Source organism: Roseateles sp. (assembly GCF_044373315.1).
Classification (GTDB): domain Bacteria; phylum Pseudomonadota; class Gammaproteobacteria; order Burkholderiales; family Burkholderiaceae_C; genus JACDQM01.
On record NZ_JBILQK010000006.1, the window covers coordinates 13,472 to 27,844 of the forward strand.

The window sequence follows — 14,373 nt, forward strand, 5'->3', positions numbered from 1 at the left end:
GCACCGCCGCGCATGCGCCATCAGTCGGCCCCTGAAGGGGCCAGAGCAGTATCATGAGACTGCTGCACGTCCTCAACCAAGGCCTTGGACTGGCGGTCTCGCACCAGATAGCTGTAGATCACCGGCACCACAACCAGGGTCAGCAGCGTCGAGGTGATCACGCCGCCGATGATGGCGCGGCCCATCGGCGCCTGGATTTCGCCGCCTTCATTGAGCGCAATCGCCATTGGAAGCATGCCGAACACCATCGCCGCGGTCGTCATCATGATCGGCCGCATGCGGATCAGACCGGCCTGCAGCAGCGCCTCGGCCACGGTGGCGCCGGCCTTGCGCGCATGGTTGGCGAAGTCCACCAGCAGAATGGCGTTTTTGGTCACTAGACCCATCAGCATCACCAGGCCGATCATCGAGAACACATTCAGCGTCGAGTTCCACAGCAGCAGCGCCAGCATCACGCCGATCAGCGCCAGGGGCAGCGAGGCCATGATCGCAATCGGCTGCAGGAAGCTGCCGAATTGGCTGGCCAGCACGATGTAGATGAAGATCACCGCCAGCCCCATCGCGCCCAGCAGGCCCGAAAACGCCTCGGCCTGCTGCTTGCCGGCGCCGTCCACCATGAAGGAGACGCCTGGCGGCAACTGGGTGGACTTGATCAGCTTCTGTACCTCGGCATTGACCTCGCCCGAGGTACGTCCCTGCACGCCGGCGAAGACGGCCTCGCGCCGCTGCAGGTTCTGGCGCCGGATCACCTCCGGGTTGAAGACCTGCTCGATGGTAGCCACCTGGTCGAGCGCGATCGGGGAGCCGTCCTTGGCAAAGGCAACCGGCAGCTTGCGCATCTGCTCCACCCGTTCGCGCTGCTCACGCGGCAGGCGCAGCAGCACCTCGACCTGGTTGCCGTCCGGCGTGGTCCAGTAGGTCGCAACCTCGCCGTTCACATAGGCGCGCAGCGAGGAGGCGATCTGCGGTGCAGACAGGCCCAGTTCCCGTACGGCTGAATCCTTCAGGCGCACCGCATAGGCTGGCAAGCCGGGTTTGACCGTCGTATCCACGTCCACCGCACCCGGCACCTTCTTGATCTTCTCGACCAGGTCGGTGGCCGCCCGGGTCAGGGCCTCGGGATCGCTGCCCAGCAGCGTGATCCAGACCGGCTTGTCGAAGCCGACGCTGACCTCGATGCCCGGGATCTTGGCGATGTCGGCGCGGATCGCATCCTCGATCTGCTTCTGGCTGCGCTGGCGCAGCTTGCGATCCACCAGGGAGATGTTCATCGCGGCCTGGTTGCGGCCGGTGCTCAAGCCCTCGCCGGTGCTGCCCACCACGGTCGACAGGGTCTTGATCTCGGGATATTTCGAGACGATCTCCTCGACCTGGCGCACCTTGGCATCACCACGCTCCAGGCTGGAAGCCACCGGCTGGCGCAGCGTCACTTGCGTGAATCCCTGGTCGGTCTGTGGCACGAACTCGCTGCCCACCAGCGGCGCGAGTGCCAGCGCCACGACAAAGCTTGCAGCACCGCCAGCCAATACCAGACCGCGCGGCGTGATAGTGGCCCAGCGCAGGCGGCGCGGGCTGCTGCGGTCGCGCTGCCCCTGGCTGTCAAAGCCGCGGCCGTAAGCCGGCATCGGCGGCACGAACATGCGATAGCGACGGCCCGAGAACGCCCAGTGGATCAGGCGCTCGTAGGCGCTGTGCATCCAGTCCATCATGCGGTCGGTGCCGCGCATCAGATGGCCCAGCACAGGCAGCTTGGCCAGGCGCGTGCTCGGCGGATCCTTCCAAACGCTAGACAGCATCGGGTCCAGCGTGAAGCTGACGAACAGGCTCACCAGCACCGCCACCGCCACCGTGATGCCAAAGGGATGGAAGAACTTGCCAATGATGCCCCCCATGAAGGCCACCGGCACGAACACAGCGCAGATGGCGAAGGTGGTGGCCATCACCGCCAGGCCAATCTCATTGGTGCCATCGAAGGAGGCCTGGTGGTGGTCCTTGCCCATGGCGACGTGACGCACGATGTTCTCGCGCACCACGATGGCATCGTCGATCAGCAGGCCGATGCACAGCGACAGCGCCATCATCGTCATGAAGTTCAGCGTGAAACCGAAGGCATGAACGGCGATGAAGCTGGAGATCACCGCGATCGGCAAGGTCAAACCGGTGATGATGGTCGAGCGCCAGCTGTGCAGGAACAGGAAGACGATGGCCACCGTCAGCAGCGCGCCTTCGATCAGCGTGTGCTTCAGGCCGGTCAGAGAATTCTTGACCCAGTCGCTGCTGGCGTAGATCAGGTTCAGCTCCACATCCTTGGGCAGGCCGCGACGCAACTCCTCCATCGCTTCCTTCACCGCATCGCCGGTCTTGACGATGTTGGCGTCCTGCTGCTTGAAGACATTGAAGGTCACGGCCGGTGCGCCGTTGATGCGGGCCAGGTTGTCGGCCTCGCGCTCACGCTCCACCAGGGTACCCAGGTCGCCCAGCGTCAGCACCAGATTGCCGCGCCTCGCCACCACCTGATTGGCGAACTGCTTGGGGTCCTTGATTCGGCCCTCGACGCGCAGGATCGCGTCCGAGGTCTTGTCCGACAACACGCCCACCGGCTGGTCGGCATTGGCCTCGCGCAGAGCGCTGGCCACCTCGGCCGGTGTGATGCCATAGGCGCGCAGACGCAGCGGATCGAGGTCGATGCGCACCTCGCGCGTCACCATGCCGCCGACATCGACCTTGGCGACGCCCTCGACGCGCCCCAGGCGCTTGGCGATGGTCAGCTCGCTCATCATCGAGAGCTCGCGCGCCGGCCGGGTCTTGCTCATCAACGCCATCACCACCACAGGTTGGGCGTTATCGGCCTGGAAGCGCGAGACGATGGGCGCCTTCACGTCCTTGGGGAAGACCGCCTGCACGGTGGCGATGCGATCGCGCAGATCCTGCATCGCGCGGTTCATGTCGGTGTTCAGCGAGAACTCGACATTGGCCTGCACGCGCCCTTCGAAACTGCGCGACTGGATCTTGTCGACACCAGCGATAGTGTTGAGCGCCTCCTCCAGCGGCTTGGCGACTTCACGCTCCACCGCCTCGGGCGAGGCTCCGGGATAGCGCACATCAATATAGGCGCCGGGCAGCGAGATGTCGGGCATCTGCTCGACACCGAGCTTGGCGTAGGAAAACAGGCCCAGCACGCACAGGGCCACCATCACCATGGTCGCGAAGACCGGGTTCTGGATCGAGACTCGGGTCATCCACATCGGAGTCTCTCCTGCATCACTGCTGGTTGGTCGCGCCGCTGGCGGCCGCGCTGGCCACCTGCGCACGACTGGACACAACAGCCGCCTTAGCGCCATCGCGAAGGTTGTCGAAACGTGCAGCCAGCACCAGGGCCTCAGGCGCCAGGCCGGTCAGCACCTCGACCCGGCCTTCGCGCACATCGCGGCGACCGGTGGTGACGATGCGCCTAACCAGCGCACCGTTCTCGATCAGCCAGACCTGCTCCTGGCCGGAAGTGCTGCTGAGTGCGGCAATTGGCACCGCCAGCCGCTGAGTCTCGTCCGGCAGCTCGACACGTGCCATCGCGTACTGGCCGGCCCGGAATTCTTCCTTGGGATTGGCCAGCTCCAGCGTGACGCCGATCGAGCGCGTGCCGGGCTCGGCGGCCGGTGCGATGCGGGCGATGCGCGCTTCCACCGGGCGTTCGATGCCTTCGATGCGGACCTGCACCGGCATCCCCGGCTTCAGCCTGCTGACCTCATGGGTGCCGACCAGCCCGGCCAGTTCCAGCTTGCTCAGGTCGACGATGGTCAGCAGCTGCTGTTCGGCCGTCAGTTTTTCACCAGACAGCGCGTGCCGCTTGGCAACCACGCCGCTGATCGGCGCCACCAGCGCCGCCTGGCGCAGCGACGACTGACTGGTCTCGAGCTGCGCCTGGGCCACGGCCAGCTGGGCGCGAGCCGCCTCCAATGCTGCACGTGAAGTGTCCAGCGCCGTCGCGGCGATGAACTGTTGGTCGGCCAAGCCTTGGTTGGCCTTGTATTGGCGCTCGGCTTGCTCCAGCTGCGCCTTCGCAGACGCGACGCCGGCGCTGCGCTCGGCCACACGGTGGCGCAGTTCGTCCAGATCGATCTGGCCCAGCGCTTGGCCGGTGCGCACACGGCTGCCCTCAGCCACCGCCAGGCTCAGCAGCGTGCCGGCCGACTTGCTGCGCACGACGACCGTGCCCGGCGCCACCAACGGGCCGGAAAACTCGACCATGGCCGGCATGCTGACTCGCAAGGGCTTGAGCACCTCGTTGGCGACGAACTCCAGCGTCGGTTCAACCTTGGCCGCAGCTGTCGGCTTTGCGCCTGCATTCTTGCCGGCCCATATTGCCGCTCCCCCACCAGCCAGAGCCAGCACCGCCACGCCGCCAATCACCCATTGCTTGCGCATGGTCTCCCCTTCTTCGTCTGAGCTTGAAAACCGGCGCAGTGTATGGGGCCTGTTTGACAGGAACGGCGCAACTGCGACGAAACGCAGAAAGCTCGGCACGACCTGCAGAGTGCCTGGACCGGCCGCACAGGCCGCCTGCCCCATCAGTCCTGTGGGTGCGGCGCGGCAAGATGCAGTCGGCGGCTGCGCCAGCAGCACCACGCACCGCCCAGTGCAGCGGCACTGGCCGCCCAGAACACCACCGCATAGCCCATCTGCTGGGCCAGCCAGGCGCCGCCCACACCGCCGATGACGCCCGAGCTGCCGTAGCCCAACACCGAGTAGAGTGCCTGGCCGCGGCCACGCAGACGGCCTGGGAAATAGCGCGACACCAGCGCGATGCAGGCCGTGTGCTGCGCGGCAAAGGTCAGCGCATGGGTGCTCTGCGCCAGCACTAGCACCCAGAGCTGGCTGCCGAAGGCTGCGGTCAACGCAAATCGCCCGCTGGTCACCAGCGCAGCGGCCACCAGCCAGCCATGCAGGCTGCCGCGCTCCAGCAGCCGGCCCTGCAGCCAGAACCAGGCGATTTCCACCACCACCGAGACGGCCCACAGCATGCCGACCACCGGCTTGCCATAGGCCAGGCTGTCGAGATACAGGCTGAAGAAGGCATACAGCGCCGAGTGGGCCAGCACCGTCAGAAACACGCCGGCGAAGAACCAGCGAACCTCGGCGCGCCGCAGCACCTCGGACACCGGTGGCGACTCTTCATGCTCATGCGCGGCCGGTGCCGGCTGCACCGGCAGGCGCCAGGCCGCCATCACAACCAGGGCCAGCGAAATCAGCAGACACCAGACGAAGTGCTTGAGCCCGAAATGCTCGAACCACCAGCCCGCGGCCAACACGGCGGCCAGAAAGCCGATCGAGCCCCAGACGCGCACGCGCCCATAACGGCGGGCATCCATGCCCCCGCTGGCCGACAGATTGGCCGCCACCACTGTTTCGGTCAGCGGCACGATGGCGGCGTTGAACATGAACATCAGAAAGCTCGCCACCGCCAGCACCGCAAAGTTGGGCGGCAGGGCAAAGCCCAGCGCCGCCAGTGCGCTGGCCACAGCAGCCAGGCGGATCAGCTCGACGCGGCGCCCGCTGCGATCGGCCAGCGCGCCCCAGACATAGGGCGCAAACAGACGGGTCCAACTGGATACCGAGGCGAGCAGGCCGATCGCGAACACCGACAGGCCCAGCTCCTGGTACCAGAGCGGGGCATAGGGGTTGAAGACGCCGATCGAGAAGAAGTAGGCGCAGGACAGGACTGCGCTGGCCGCCAGGGTGCGACCGGCATCGGCCATCAGCGCTGGCCGGCGATCGGTGGCACCGGCAGGCGCACGTCAGCGCACTGGGCGCGGTGGCGCAGTGCGTGGTCCATCAGCACCAGGGCCAGCATGGCTTCGGCAATCGGCGTGGCGCGGATGCCGACGCAGGGGTCGTGGCGGCCGAAGGTCTCCACCGAGGTGGACGCCAGGCTGCGGTCGATCGAGGCCTTGGGCGTGCGGATGGAGCTGGTCGGCTTGATCGCGATCGATGCCGTGATGTCCTGCCCAGTGGAAATGCCGCCGAGCACGCCGCCGGCATGGTTGCTGACGAAACCCTCGGGGCTGAGCTCATCGCCATGGTGGCTGCCGCGCTGTGCGACGACACCGAAGCCATCGCCGATCTCGACGCCCTTGACCGCATTGATGCCCATCAGCGCGTAGGCGATGTCGGCATCGAGCTTGTCGAACAGCGGCTCGCCCAGGCCCACCGGCACGCCGCTGGCCTGCACCAGGATGCGCGCACCGACCGAGTCACCGTCGCGGCGCAGTTGGTCCATATAGGCTTCCAACTCGGCGATCTTGCTTACGTTGGCGGCGAAGAAGGGGTTGTTCGGCACATGGCCCCAGCCCTCGAACGGGATCTCGATCTCGCCCAACTGGGTCATGCAGCCGCGGAACTCGGTGCCATAGCTCTGCTTGAGCCATTTGCGCGCGACCGCGCCAGCGCCCACCATCGGCGCGGTCAGGCGTGCCGAACTGCGGCCGCCTCCGCGCGGATCGCGCAGGCCATATTTGCGCCAGTAGCTGTAGTCGGCGTGGCCGGGGCGGAAGGTGTCCAGAATGTTGCCGTAGTCCTTGCTGCGCTGGTCGGTGTTCTTGATCAGCAGGCAGATCGGCGTGCCGGTGGTCCGGCCTTCGTAGACGCCCGAGAGGATCTCCACCGCATCCGGCTCGTTGCGCTGGGTGACATGGCGGCTGGTGCCGGGGCGGCGACGGTCCAGCTCGGGCTGGATGTCGGCCTCGCTCAGCTCCAGCCCGGGAGGGCAGCCGTCGATCACGCAGCCGATGGCGGGTCCGTGGCTCTCGCCGAAATTGGTAACGCGGAACAAGTCGCCGAAAGTGCTGCCTGACATGGGAAACCCGGGGTGAACGAGGCGACCATTCTACGGGCCGCCCAAGCAAAAGACGGCCCGCAGGCCGTCCTTCGCGCGGGGCCAACCGGGCCTAGAGCTTGGACTCGGGCTGCGTCTCGCCCTCCTCGACCGGCCAGTCGCGGATATAGGCCTTGAGCATGCGGTTCTCGAAATCCTGGCTGTCGACCACCGCCTTGGCCACGTCGTAGAAAGAGATCACGCCATTGAGCGTCCGCCCGCCCAACACCGGCATATAGCGCGCGTGGCGGCCCAGCATCATGCGGCGCACCTCGTCCATTTCGGTCTCGGGCGTGCAGGTCAGCGGATGGTCGTCCATCACCGAGCGCACCAGCAGATGGCCGACCGATCCGCCGTTCTTGACCACGGCCGCGATCACTTCACGGAAGGTCAGCATGCCGACCAGATCGCCATGCTCCATCACCACCAGCGAACCGATGTCGTACTCAGCCATCGTGGTGACGGCTTCGGCGAGCGGCTGGTCGGGTTGGACGGTGTAGAGCGTGCCGCCTTTGACACGCAGAATATCGATGACTTTCATGGGGAAGATCCTTTGCCGGCTGCGACCGACTGGGCCGGAATTGCGCTGTGGGCAACATAGCACACAATCGCGCCACAACACATCTCGGAGACACCATGTCTGGCTTCGCCGACCCCGGCTTTGACACCTTGGCGCTACACGCTGGCGCTGCGCCCGATCCCACCACGGGTGCCCGCATCACGCCGCTACATCTGAGCACGTCCTTCGTGTTCGAGAGCGCCGAGCATGCCGCCTCGCTGTTCAATATGGAGCGCGCCGGGCATGTCTATTCGCGTCTGTCCAATCCGACCACAGCCGTCTTCGAGGAGCGTATGGCCGCGCTTGAAGGCGGCGTCGGCGCCATCGCCACCGCCAGCGGGCAGGCCGCGCTGCACCTGGCCATTGCCACCATCGCCGCGGCCGGCTCGCACATCGTCGCGTCCAGCAGCCTCTATGGCGGCTCGCACAATCTGCTGCACTACACGCTGGCGCGCTTCGGCATCAGCACCACCTTTGTCAAACCCGGCGACCTCGACGCCTGGCGCGCCGCGATCCGCCCAGAGACCCGGCTGCTGTTCGGCGAAACCGTCGGCAATCCGGCGATGGATGTGCTGGACATCCCCGGCATCTCGGCCATCGCGCACGAGGCCGGCCTGCCGATGCTGGTGGACGCCACGCTGTCGACGCCCTATCTGATCCAACCCTTCGCGCATGGCGCGGATCTGGTGTTCCACTCGGCCACCAAATTCCTCTGCGGTCACGGCACCGTGGTCGGCGGCGTGCTGGTGGACAGCGGCGGGTTCGATTGGGACGCGGCGCATGCGCGAAGCGGGCGCTTCGCCGAGTTGTGCGAGCCCTACGCCGGCTTCCACGACATGGTATTCAGCGAGGAAAGCACGGTCGGCGCCTTCCTGCTACGCGCGCGCCGCGAAGGCCTGCGTGACTTCGGCGCCTGCATGAGTCCGCACACCGCGTGGTTGATGCTGCAGGGCATCGAAACCTTGTCGCTGCGCATGCAGCGCCATGTGGCCAATGCGCAGAAGGTGGCCGAGTTCCTGGTGGGACAGGACTTCGTCGAGCGCGTCGGCTACCCGGGGCTGGCCTGCCATCCCAGTCATGCGCTGGCCCAGAAGCTGATGCCGCGCGGCTGCGGCGCGGTGTTCAGCTTCGACATCAAGGGCTCGCGCGAGCAGGGCCGGCGCTTCATCGAGGCGCTGCAGATCTTCTCGCACTTGGCCAATGTGGGCGATGCCCGCTCGCTGGTGATCCATCCGGCTTCCACCACGCACAGCCGCATGGACGACGCGGCGCTGGTCCGGGCCGGGATCGGTGCCGGCACGATTCGCCTGTCTATCGGCCTGGAAGATGCTGACGACCTGATCTCCGATCTGAAGCGCGCGCTGAAGATTGCCAGCAAGTGAAGAAGCGGAGCGCCTAGACATCATGGAACTTCGAGTCCTGGGCCAGACGGCCTATGCCTATACCGGCGGCAAGCGCTTTGACCCCGCCCTGCCCTGCGTCGTCTTCATCCACGGCGCGCTCAACGACCACAGCGTCTGGACCCTGCTGGCGCGCTGGCATGCACACCATGGCTACAGCGTGCTGGCCGTCGATCTGCCCGGCCATGGCCGCAGCGGCAATTGCGCACCGCTGCCCGATGTGCAATGCCTGGCCGATTGGGTCTTGGCGCTGCTGGACGCCGCCGGCGTGGCGCGTGCCGCCCTGGTGGGCCACAGCATGGGTTCGCTGATCGCGTTGGAGGCCGCTGCGCGCGCACCTGAACGCTCCAGCCATCTGGTGATGGTGGGCACCGCCTATCCGATGAAGGTTTCCGAAGCCCTGCTGGCCACGGCACGCGAAACACCGCTGAAGGCCATCGACATGGTCAACAGCTTCTCGCACTCGGGGCTGGCGACCAAGCCTTCCTATCCGGGGCCGGGCGCCTGGCTGCATGGCGGCGGCCGCGCGCTGATGCGACGCATCCAGTCCCGGCAGGGCCAGACCAATCTGTTCGAGCATGACTTCAAGGTCTGCGATGCCTATGCCGGCGGCCTGCAGGCGGCCGAGCGCGTCACTTGCCCGGCCAGCCTGATCCTCGGCGAGCGCGACCAGATGACCTCGCCGCGCCAGACCCGCGAGCTGGCCGCAGCGCTGAAGGCCCGGGTCTATACCGTGCCAGCCGGGCACGCCTTGATGGCCGAATCGCCGGATCCGGTGCTGGCCGCGATGCGGCGCGCGCTGGCGAACTGAAGTCAGCGCCAGGCGCTACCAGCGGCAGCCCTTGCCGCGCAGCGCATCGGCGGCAATCGCGGCCGCGCCCACCAGGCCGCTGTCACGATGCGCATCGCGGCAGTCGGCCCGCGCCGCGCCCTCGATGCTCTCGCCCAGCTTGCTCTTGCGCTCAGGTGGGTGCGGCAGCAGCTGCAGCACGCCGCGTGAGCTGCGCACTGAGACCTCGCCCGCGCGCGGCAGCGACAGGTTCAGTTTCGCTGGCGGCGCACTGGCCGAGGCCGAGGGCGGCGTGGCCACATCGTGGCCCAGCTGCGCGCCCGCGTCAGGGCCAGCGGCGACCGGCAGCCTGGGCGGCGGTGGCAGCAGCGGCAGTGCCGAGGCAGGTGGCGGGATGGCGGAAGTCGCCGGCATGGCAGGCGCGCTGGGCAGAGGCTGCAGCTCCGTGGCGTTTGCACTGACGGCTGCGGAGTCAGACAGCTTTTCGATCGGCCGCTCGATCGGTGTCGGCTGACGCGGCGCCGCAGGCAGGGCTGCCACCTCCGGCGGGGACTCGGCCTTGGCCGCAGCCGGCGCCAGCGGTGCGGTGGGCGCGCGGCGCGAGATGGCCGCAGGCTCCGGCAGGCTCGAACGCTGTACGGTCGGCAGGCTGAGCCCGGGCACAGCCTCCACCAGCTCAGACACTGCTGGCAATGGCCCGGTGCGTTCCAGCGCCGGTGTGCTGGGCGTGGGCAAGCGCAGCCGAGGCGCAGGTGCCAGTGCAGCCGCCGCAGCGGTCGCATCAATCGCCGACAAGGCTGGCGTCGCCAGGCGTTCGACCGCCGCCGGCGGCGGCTCCAGGCGTCTAGGTACGGTCGGCGCAGCTGGCAATGCAGCCGATAAGGGAGGCAGCACGGCCGCAGCGCTCGCGTCATCGCTGCCGGCCGCACTCGACAAGGGCTGCAGCGAGTCGGGCACACGCCCCACGCTTTGAGGGCTGCTTAGGCCGTTGGAAACCGCCGCAGGTTCCGTACTGCTGAGCGGCGCGACATCACCCAGGGGCTGCACCGCTTGTTGTGCATCTCGCGCTTGCCACAGGCCCAGCCTCGCGGCGCCTGGCTCAGGCGCTCGTGCTGCGGCATCCGATTCGGCGCGCACCGCGCCGCCGAATCGTCGGGACTTGGCCTCGCCCTGCGGGCCATTGTCCGGGACAGGCGGCGCTGGTGGACCGCTGCGGGCCTGGGGCTCATCCCAGCGCAGGCGCACGCTCAGGCTGCCCCAGGCGCCCTCACCCGGCCTCGCTTGCCCGCCGGGGGTGTTGCCCAGCATCAGCACCAGCCAGACGTGCAGCAACAGCGCCAGCACAAGGCATTGGCGCAGGCGCTGTTCGGCCAATCGAGGCTGCCTCGTCAAAGCTAGGGTCGAAGGTAGTTGCAGCACGGCAGACGCGGAGGGCGCAGTCGGAGAAGCCGGAATGCCGCGCAGTGTGCCAGAGCGGGCTTGTCCCGATGGTGGTCGGCGCGGCTTGCGCGTGCAATCAGGCCCTCTCCCACTGCATCCGCCCGAACATGAGCCAGAGCGCCGATCTCGACCGCGTGAAGAGCTTCAGCAGCTTCGCTGAGTTCTACCCCTTCTACTTGGGCGAGCACAGCAATCGCATGTGCCGCCGCCTGCACTTCCTGGGCTCGACGCTGGCGCTGCTGTGCCTGGGCATGCTGGTACGCAGTGGCGACTGGAGCTGGCTGCTGTACGGCCTGCTGGCCGGCTATGGCTGCGCCTGGCTCGGCCACTTCGGCTTTGAGAAGAACAAGCCGGCCTCGTTCAAGCGCCCGCTCTACAGCTTCATGGGTGACTGGGTGATGTATCGCGACATCTGGCTTGGCCGGGTCAAGCTCTGACCCCGTCCCCGGTGCTCAAGCGAGTGTGCGGCGCAGATTGAGCAGCATGTCGGCCACCATTTCAGGCAGCTCGTACCGAAGCTTCCAGCCCCAGTCTTGCTGGGCCACGCGGTCGTCAATGCGCTGCGGCCAGCTGGCGGCGATGGCCTGACGAAAGTCCGGCGCATAGCGGATCTCGAAGCCGGGGATGTGCTTGCGGATCTCGGTAGCGATCTCGGCCGGCGTGAAGCTGATGCCAGCAAGGTTGTAGGAGCCGCGCTGGGTGATCGCCTCGGCCGGCGCTTCCATCAGCTCGATCGTGGCGCGCAGCGCATCGCTCATGTACATCATCGGCAAGGCCTGACCCTCTTCGAGGAAGCAGCTGTAGCGGCCCTCCTTCAGCGCGGCATGGAAGATCTCCACAGCGTAGTCGGTGGTGCCGCCGCCCGGCGGCGTCTTCCAGCTGATCAGGCCCGGATAACGCAGGCTGCGCACGTCAACGCCGTGGTTGGCGTGGTACCAGGCGCACCAGCGCTCGCCGGCCAACTTGGAGATGCCGTAGACCGTGGTCGGGTCCATCACCGTGCTCTGCGGCGTGTCGAGCGCCGGCGTGCCAGGGCCGAAGGCGGCGATGGAGCTGGGCCAGAACACGCGCTCCAGCTTGGCGGTGCGCGCCAGCTCCAACACATTGAGCAGGCCCTTCATGTTCAGGTCCCAGGCCCACATCGGGTGCTTCTCGCCACTGGCTGATAGCGCCGCCGCCAGGTGATAGATCTGCGTGATGCTGTGGCGTTTCACAACTGCGGTCAGCGCGGCGGCGTCGGTCACGTCCAGCATCTCGTGTGCCAACTGCGGCACGCGGCCTTGCGGGGCCACATCGCTGGTGATGACGGCGTCATTGCCGTGACGCTGGGCCAGTTCCAGCGCCAGCTCACTGCCGATCTGCCCGTTGGCACCAATGATCAGGATGCGGGGGCTTTTCTTTTGCTTCGTCGTCGTCATGCTCAGGCCTTGATCAATCCAAGTTCACGTCCGGCCTGCGCGAAGGCGGCCACGGCACGCTCCAGGTGTTCACGCTCGTGCACGGCCGAAATCTGCACGCGGATGCGCGCCTGGCCTTTGGGCACTACCGGGAAGAAGAAACCCACGGCATAGACACCCAGTTCCAGCAGGCGCGCGCTCAGGCGCTGCGCCATCACCGCGTCATAGACCATGATTGGCACGATCGGGTGGGTGCCGGGCTTGATCTCGAAGCCTGCTTGCTGGATGGCCGCGCGGAAATACGCCGTGCTGGCCTCCAGCTTGTCGCGCAAGGCCGTTGAGCCTTCCAGCAAGTCCAGCACCGCGATCGAGGCGCCGACAATGGACGGCGCCACCGTGTTGGAGAACAGGTAGGGGCGCGAGCGCTGACGCAGCAGCTCGATCACTTCCTTGCGGCCGCTGGTGAAGCCGCCCGAGGCACCGCCCAGCGCCTTGCCCAAGGTGCCTGTGATGATGTCGATCTTGCCGAACACCTCGCAATATTCATGCGTGCCGCGGCCCGTCTTGCCCAGGAAGCCGCTGGCATGGCATTCGTCGATGCCCAGCAGCGCGCCATAGCGGTCAGTGATGGCCCGGATCTGGTCGAGTTGCGCAATGGTGCCGTCCATCGAAAACACGCCGTCGGTGAAGACCAGCTTGAAGCGGGCACCATCCGCCTCGGCCTGCTGCAGGCAGCGCTCAAGGTCGGCCATGTCGTTGTGCTTGTAGCGATAGCGCTTGGCCTTGCACAGGCGAATGCCGTCGATGATGGAGGCGTGGTTCAGCTCGTCGCTGATGATCGCGTCTTGCTCGCCCAGCAGCGGTTCGAACAGGCCGCCGTTGGCATCAAAGGCCGCCGCGTAAAGAATGGTGTCCTCGGTGCCGAGGAAGCGGGCCAGGCGCTGCTCCAGCGTCTTGTGCAGGTCCTGCGTGCCGCAGATAAAGCGCACCGACGAGAGGCCGTAGCCATGCGTGTCCAACGCGTGATGCGCGGCGGACAGCACGGCTGGGTGCGCGGACAGACCCAGGTAGTTGTTGGCGCAGAGATTGATCACCTCGCGGCCGTCGTTGGTGTGCACGACGGCGCCCTGCGGACCGGTGATGACGCGCTCGCTCTTGAACAGGCCGGCGTCGCGGATCGTCTGCAGTTCCTGACGCAGATGCGCATAGAAGTCTTCTGCGGTGCTCATGCTGGGGTCTCCTGGTGCACAATTCACTAAATAGAACGCAGTTCGATATATCGAACTTGTGTGCAGTATCTGAGATTTTCTTTTCAAGGTCAAGCCATGTCCACACTCCTAGTCGACCCCACAGAGCCGCCGCGCGTGGGCGCCACCCTGCAGGCGCTGCGTCAGGCCCAGGGCTTGTCCTTGGATGAGTTGTCTCGGCGTGCCGGCGTCTCCAAGTCGATGTTGTCGCAGATCGAGCGCAACCAGGCCAATCCCACGGTGGCCGTGGTCTGGCGCTTGGCGAACGCGCTGCGGGTGGAACTGTCGGAGCTGCTCAGCGGTGCGCGCTCAAATGCACCAGCCATCGAGACCGTGGCCTCGCACGCTACGCCCGGCCTCAACAGCCCGGACGGGCTGTGCCATCTGCGCATCCTGGGCCCGATCGACCTGGCGGGCCAATTCGAGTGGTACGAGCTGAGCATCAAGCCGGGTGGTGCACTCGAATCCGCCCCGCATGAACCAGGATCGCGCGAGCACCTCAGCGTGCTGTCCGGCAGCCTGGAAGTGACAGCGGGCGGTGCTGAGCAGACCGTCAAGACCGGCGAGACGGCACGCTACGCCGTGGATGGCGTGCATGCCATCCGCAACAAGGGCAAGCAAGCGGCCAGCGCGCTGCTGGTGGTGATCAACGCCTGAGGCGTGGCCGCAGTC

General features: G+C 66.8%; 12 protein-coding genes. 4 read left to right on the forward strand and 8 right to left on the reverse strand.

What is annotated here, in order from left to right; all coding sequences use genetic code 11:
- Window positions 1-20 precede the first annotated feature (20 nt).
- From ACIQ67_RS02745 to ACIQ67_RS02765, 5 genes are all read right to left on the reverse strand, one after another.
- Window positions 21-3,245 carry an efflux RND transporter permease subunit gene (locus ACIQ67_RS02745; RefSeq protein ID WP_397532822.1) on the reverse strand — a complete coding sequence of 1,075 codons (3,225 nt, stop codon included), beginning with the start codon at window positions 3,243-3,245 and terminating at the stop codon, window positions 21-23.
- Window positions 3,246-3,261: 16 nt separating this feature from the next.
- On the reverse strand, window positions 3,262-4,422 hold the full coding sequence (locus ACIQ67_RS02750; RefSeq protein WP_397532823.1) for an efflux RND transporter periplasmic adaptor subunit: 1,161 nt from the start codon (window positions 4,420-4,422) through the stop codon (window positions 3,262-3,264).
- A gap of 143 nt (window positions 4,423-4,565) precedes the next feature.
- Entirely contained in the window at window positions 4,566-5,753 is a 1,188-nt protein-coding gene (locus ACIQ67_RS02755) for an MFS transporter (RefSeq protein ID WP_397532824.1), read from the reverse strand.
- Window positions 5,753-6,850 (reverse strand): chorismate synthase, encoded by a 1,098-nt coding sequence (aroC, locus tag ACIQ67_RS02760; protein WP_397532825.1) that lies wholly within the window; start codon window positions 6,848-6,850, stop codon window positions 5,753-5,755. Before aroC ends, ACIQ67_RS02755 begins: the two co-directional genes overlap by 1 nt.
- A gap of 91 nt (window positions 6,851-6,941) precedes the next feature.
- Window positions 6,942-7,409 carry a CBS domain-containing protein gene (locus tag ACIQ67_RS02765; protein WP_397532826.1) on the reverse strand — a complete coding sequence of 156 codons (468 nt, stop codon included), beginning with the start codon at window positions 7,407-7,409 and terminating at the stop codon, window positions 6,942-6,944.
- A 95-nt stretch (window positions 7,410-7,504) separates the two neighbouring features.
- Between ACIQ67_RS02765 and ACIQ67_RS02770 the strand changes: the two genes are divergently transcribed.
- Together ACIQ67_RS02770 and ACIQ67_RS02775 are read left to right on the forward strand one after the other, a co-directional pair.
- The gene (locus ACIQ67_RS02770; RefSeq protein WP_397532827.1) at window positions 7,505-8,809 is read left to right on the forward strand and encodes an O-acetylhomoserine aminocarboxypropyltransferase; all 1,305 of its coding nucleotides are present in this window, start codon (window positions 7,505-7,507) and stop codon (window positions 8,807-8,809) included.
- 22 nt (window positions 8,810-8,831) lie between these two features.
- Window positions 8,832-9,638, forward strand: a complete 807-nt coding sequence (locus tag ACIQ67_RS02775) for an alpha/beta fold hydrolase (RefSeq protein WP_397532828.1) — start codon at window positions 8,832-8,834, stop codon at window positions 9,636-9,638.
- A 15-nt stretch (window positions 9,639-9,653) separates the two neighbouring features.
- Here the strand turns inward: ACIQ67_RS02775 and ACIQ67_RS02780 are convergent, their stop codons facing one another.
- The gene (locus ACIQ67_RS02780; protein ID WP_397532829.1) at window positions 9,654-10,991 is read right to left on the reverse strand and encodes a hypothetical protein; all 1,338 of its coding nucleotides are present in this window, start codon (window positions 10,989-10,991) and stop codon (window positions 9,654-9,656) included.
- Between the two features lie 173 nt (window positions 10,992-11,164).
- Here ACIQ67_RS02780 and ACIQ67_RS02785 point away from each other — a divergent pair, with 173 nt between their 5' ends.
- Window positions 11,165-11,494, forward strand: coding sequence for an Mpo1-like protein (locus tag ACIQ67_RS02785; protein WP_397532830.1), 330 nt, complete (start codon window positions 11,165-11,167; stop codon window positions 11,492-11,494).
- A 15-nt stretch (window positions 11,495-11,509) separates the two neighbouring features.
- Here the strand turns inward: ACIQ67_RS02785 and ACIQ67_RS02790 are convergent, their stop codons facing one another.
- Complete coding sequence (locus tag ACIQ67_RS02790; RefSeq protein WP_397532831.1) at window positions 11,510-12,475, reverse strand: NAD-dependent epimerase/dehydratase family protein; 966 nt, start codon at window positions 12,473-12,475, stop codon at window positions 11,510-11,512.
- 2 nt (window positions 12,476-12,477) lie between these two features.
- A complete protein-coding gene (kbl, locus tag ACIQ67_RS02795) occupies window positions 12,478-13,683 on the reverse strand; it encodes a glycine C-acetyltransferase (RefSeq protein ID WP_397532832.1) in 1,206 nt (401 codons plus the stop codon).
- A gap of 96 nt (window positions 13,684-13,779) precedes the next feature.
- Between kbl and ACIQ67_RS02800 the strand changes: the two genes are divergently transcribed.
- Window positions 13,780-14,358, forward strand: coding sequence for a helix-turn-helix domain-containing protein (locus ACIQ67_RS02800; RefSeq protein ID WP_397532833.1), 579 nt, complete (start codon window positions 13,780-13,782; stop codon window positions 14,356-14,358).
- Window positions 14,359-14,373 lie beyond the last annotated feature (15 nt).

Bases quoted from the DNA above. Each gene is read 5' to 3' on its own strand.
- ACIQ67_RS02765 (WP_397532826.1), bottom strand. From the start codon at position 7,409: ATGAAAGTCATCGATATTCTGCGTGTCAAAGGCGGCACGCTCTACACC.
- ACIQ67_RS02785 (WP_397532830.1), top strand. From the start codon at position 11,165: ATGAGCCAGAGCGCCGATCTCGACCGCGTGAAGAGCTTCAGCAGCTTC.
- ACIQ67_RS02800 (WP_397532833.1), top strand. From the start codon at position 13,780: ATGTCCACACTCCTAGTCGACCCCACAGAGCCGCCGCGCGTGGGCGCC.
- ACIQ67_RS02755 (WP_397532824.1), bottom strand. From the start codon at position 5,753: ATGGCCGATGCCGGTCGCACCCTGGCGGCCAGCGCAGTCCTGTCCTGC.
- ACIQ67_RS02745 (WP_397532822.1), bottom strand. From the start codon at position 3,245: ATGTGGATGACCCGAGTCTCGATCCAGAACCCGGTCTTCGCGACCATG.
- kbl (WP_397532832.1), bottom strand. From the start codon at position 13,683: ATGAGCACCGCAGAAGACTTCTATGCGCATCTGCGTCAGGAACTGCAG.
- ACIQ67_RS02750 (WP_397532823.1), bottom strand. From the start codon at position 4,422: ATGCGCAAGCAATGGGTGATTGGCGGCGTGGCGGTGCTGGCTCTGGCT.
- ACIQ67_RS02770 (WP_397532827.1), top strand. From the start codon at position 7,505: ATGTCTGGCTTCGCCGACCCCGGCTTTGACACCTTGGCGCTACACGCT.
- ACIQ67_RS02790 (WP_397532831.1), bottom strand. From the start codon at position 12,475: ATGACGACGACGAAGCAAAAGAAAAGCCCCCGCATCCTGATCATTGGT.
- ACIQ67_RS02775 (WP_397532828.1), top strand. From the start codon at position 8,832: ATGGAACTTCGAGTCCTGGGCCAGACGGCCTATGCCTATACCGGCGGC.
- aroC (WP_397532825.1), bottom strand. From the start codon at position 6,850: ATGTCAGGCAGCACTTTCGGCGACTTGTTCCGCGTTACCAATTTCGGC.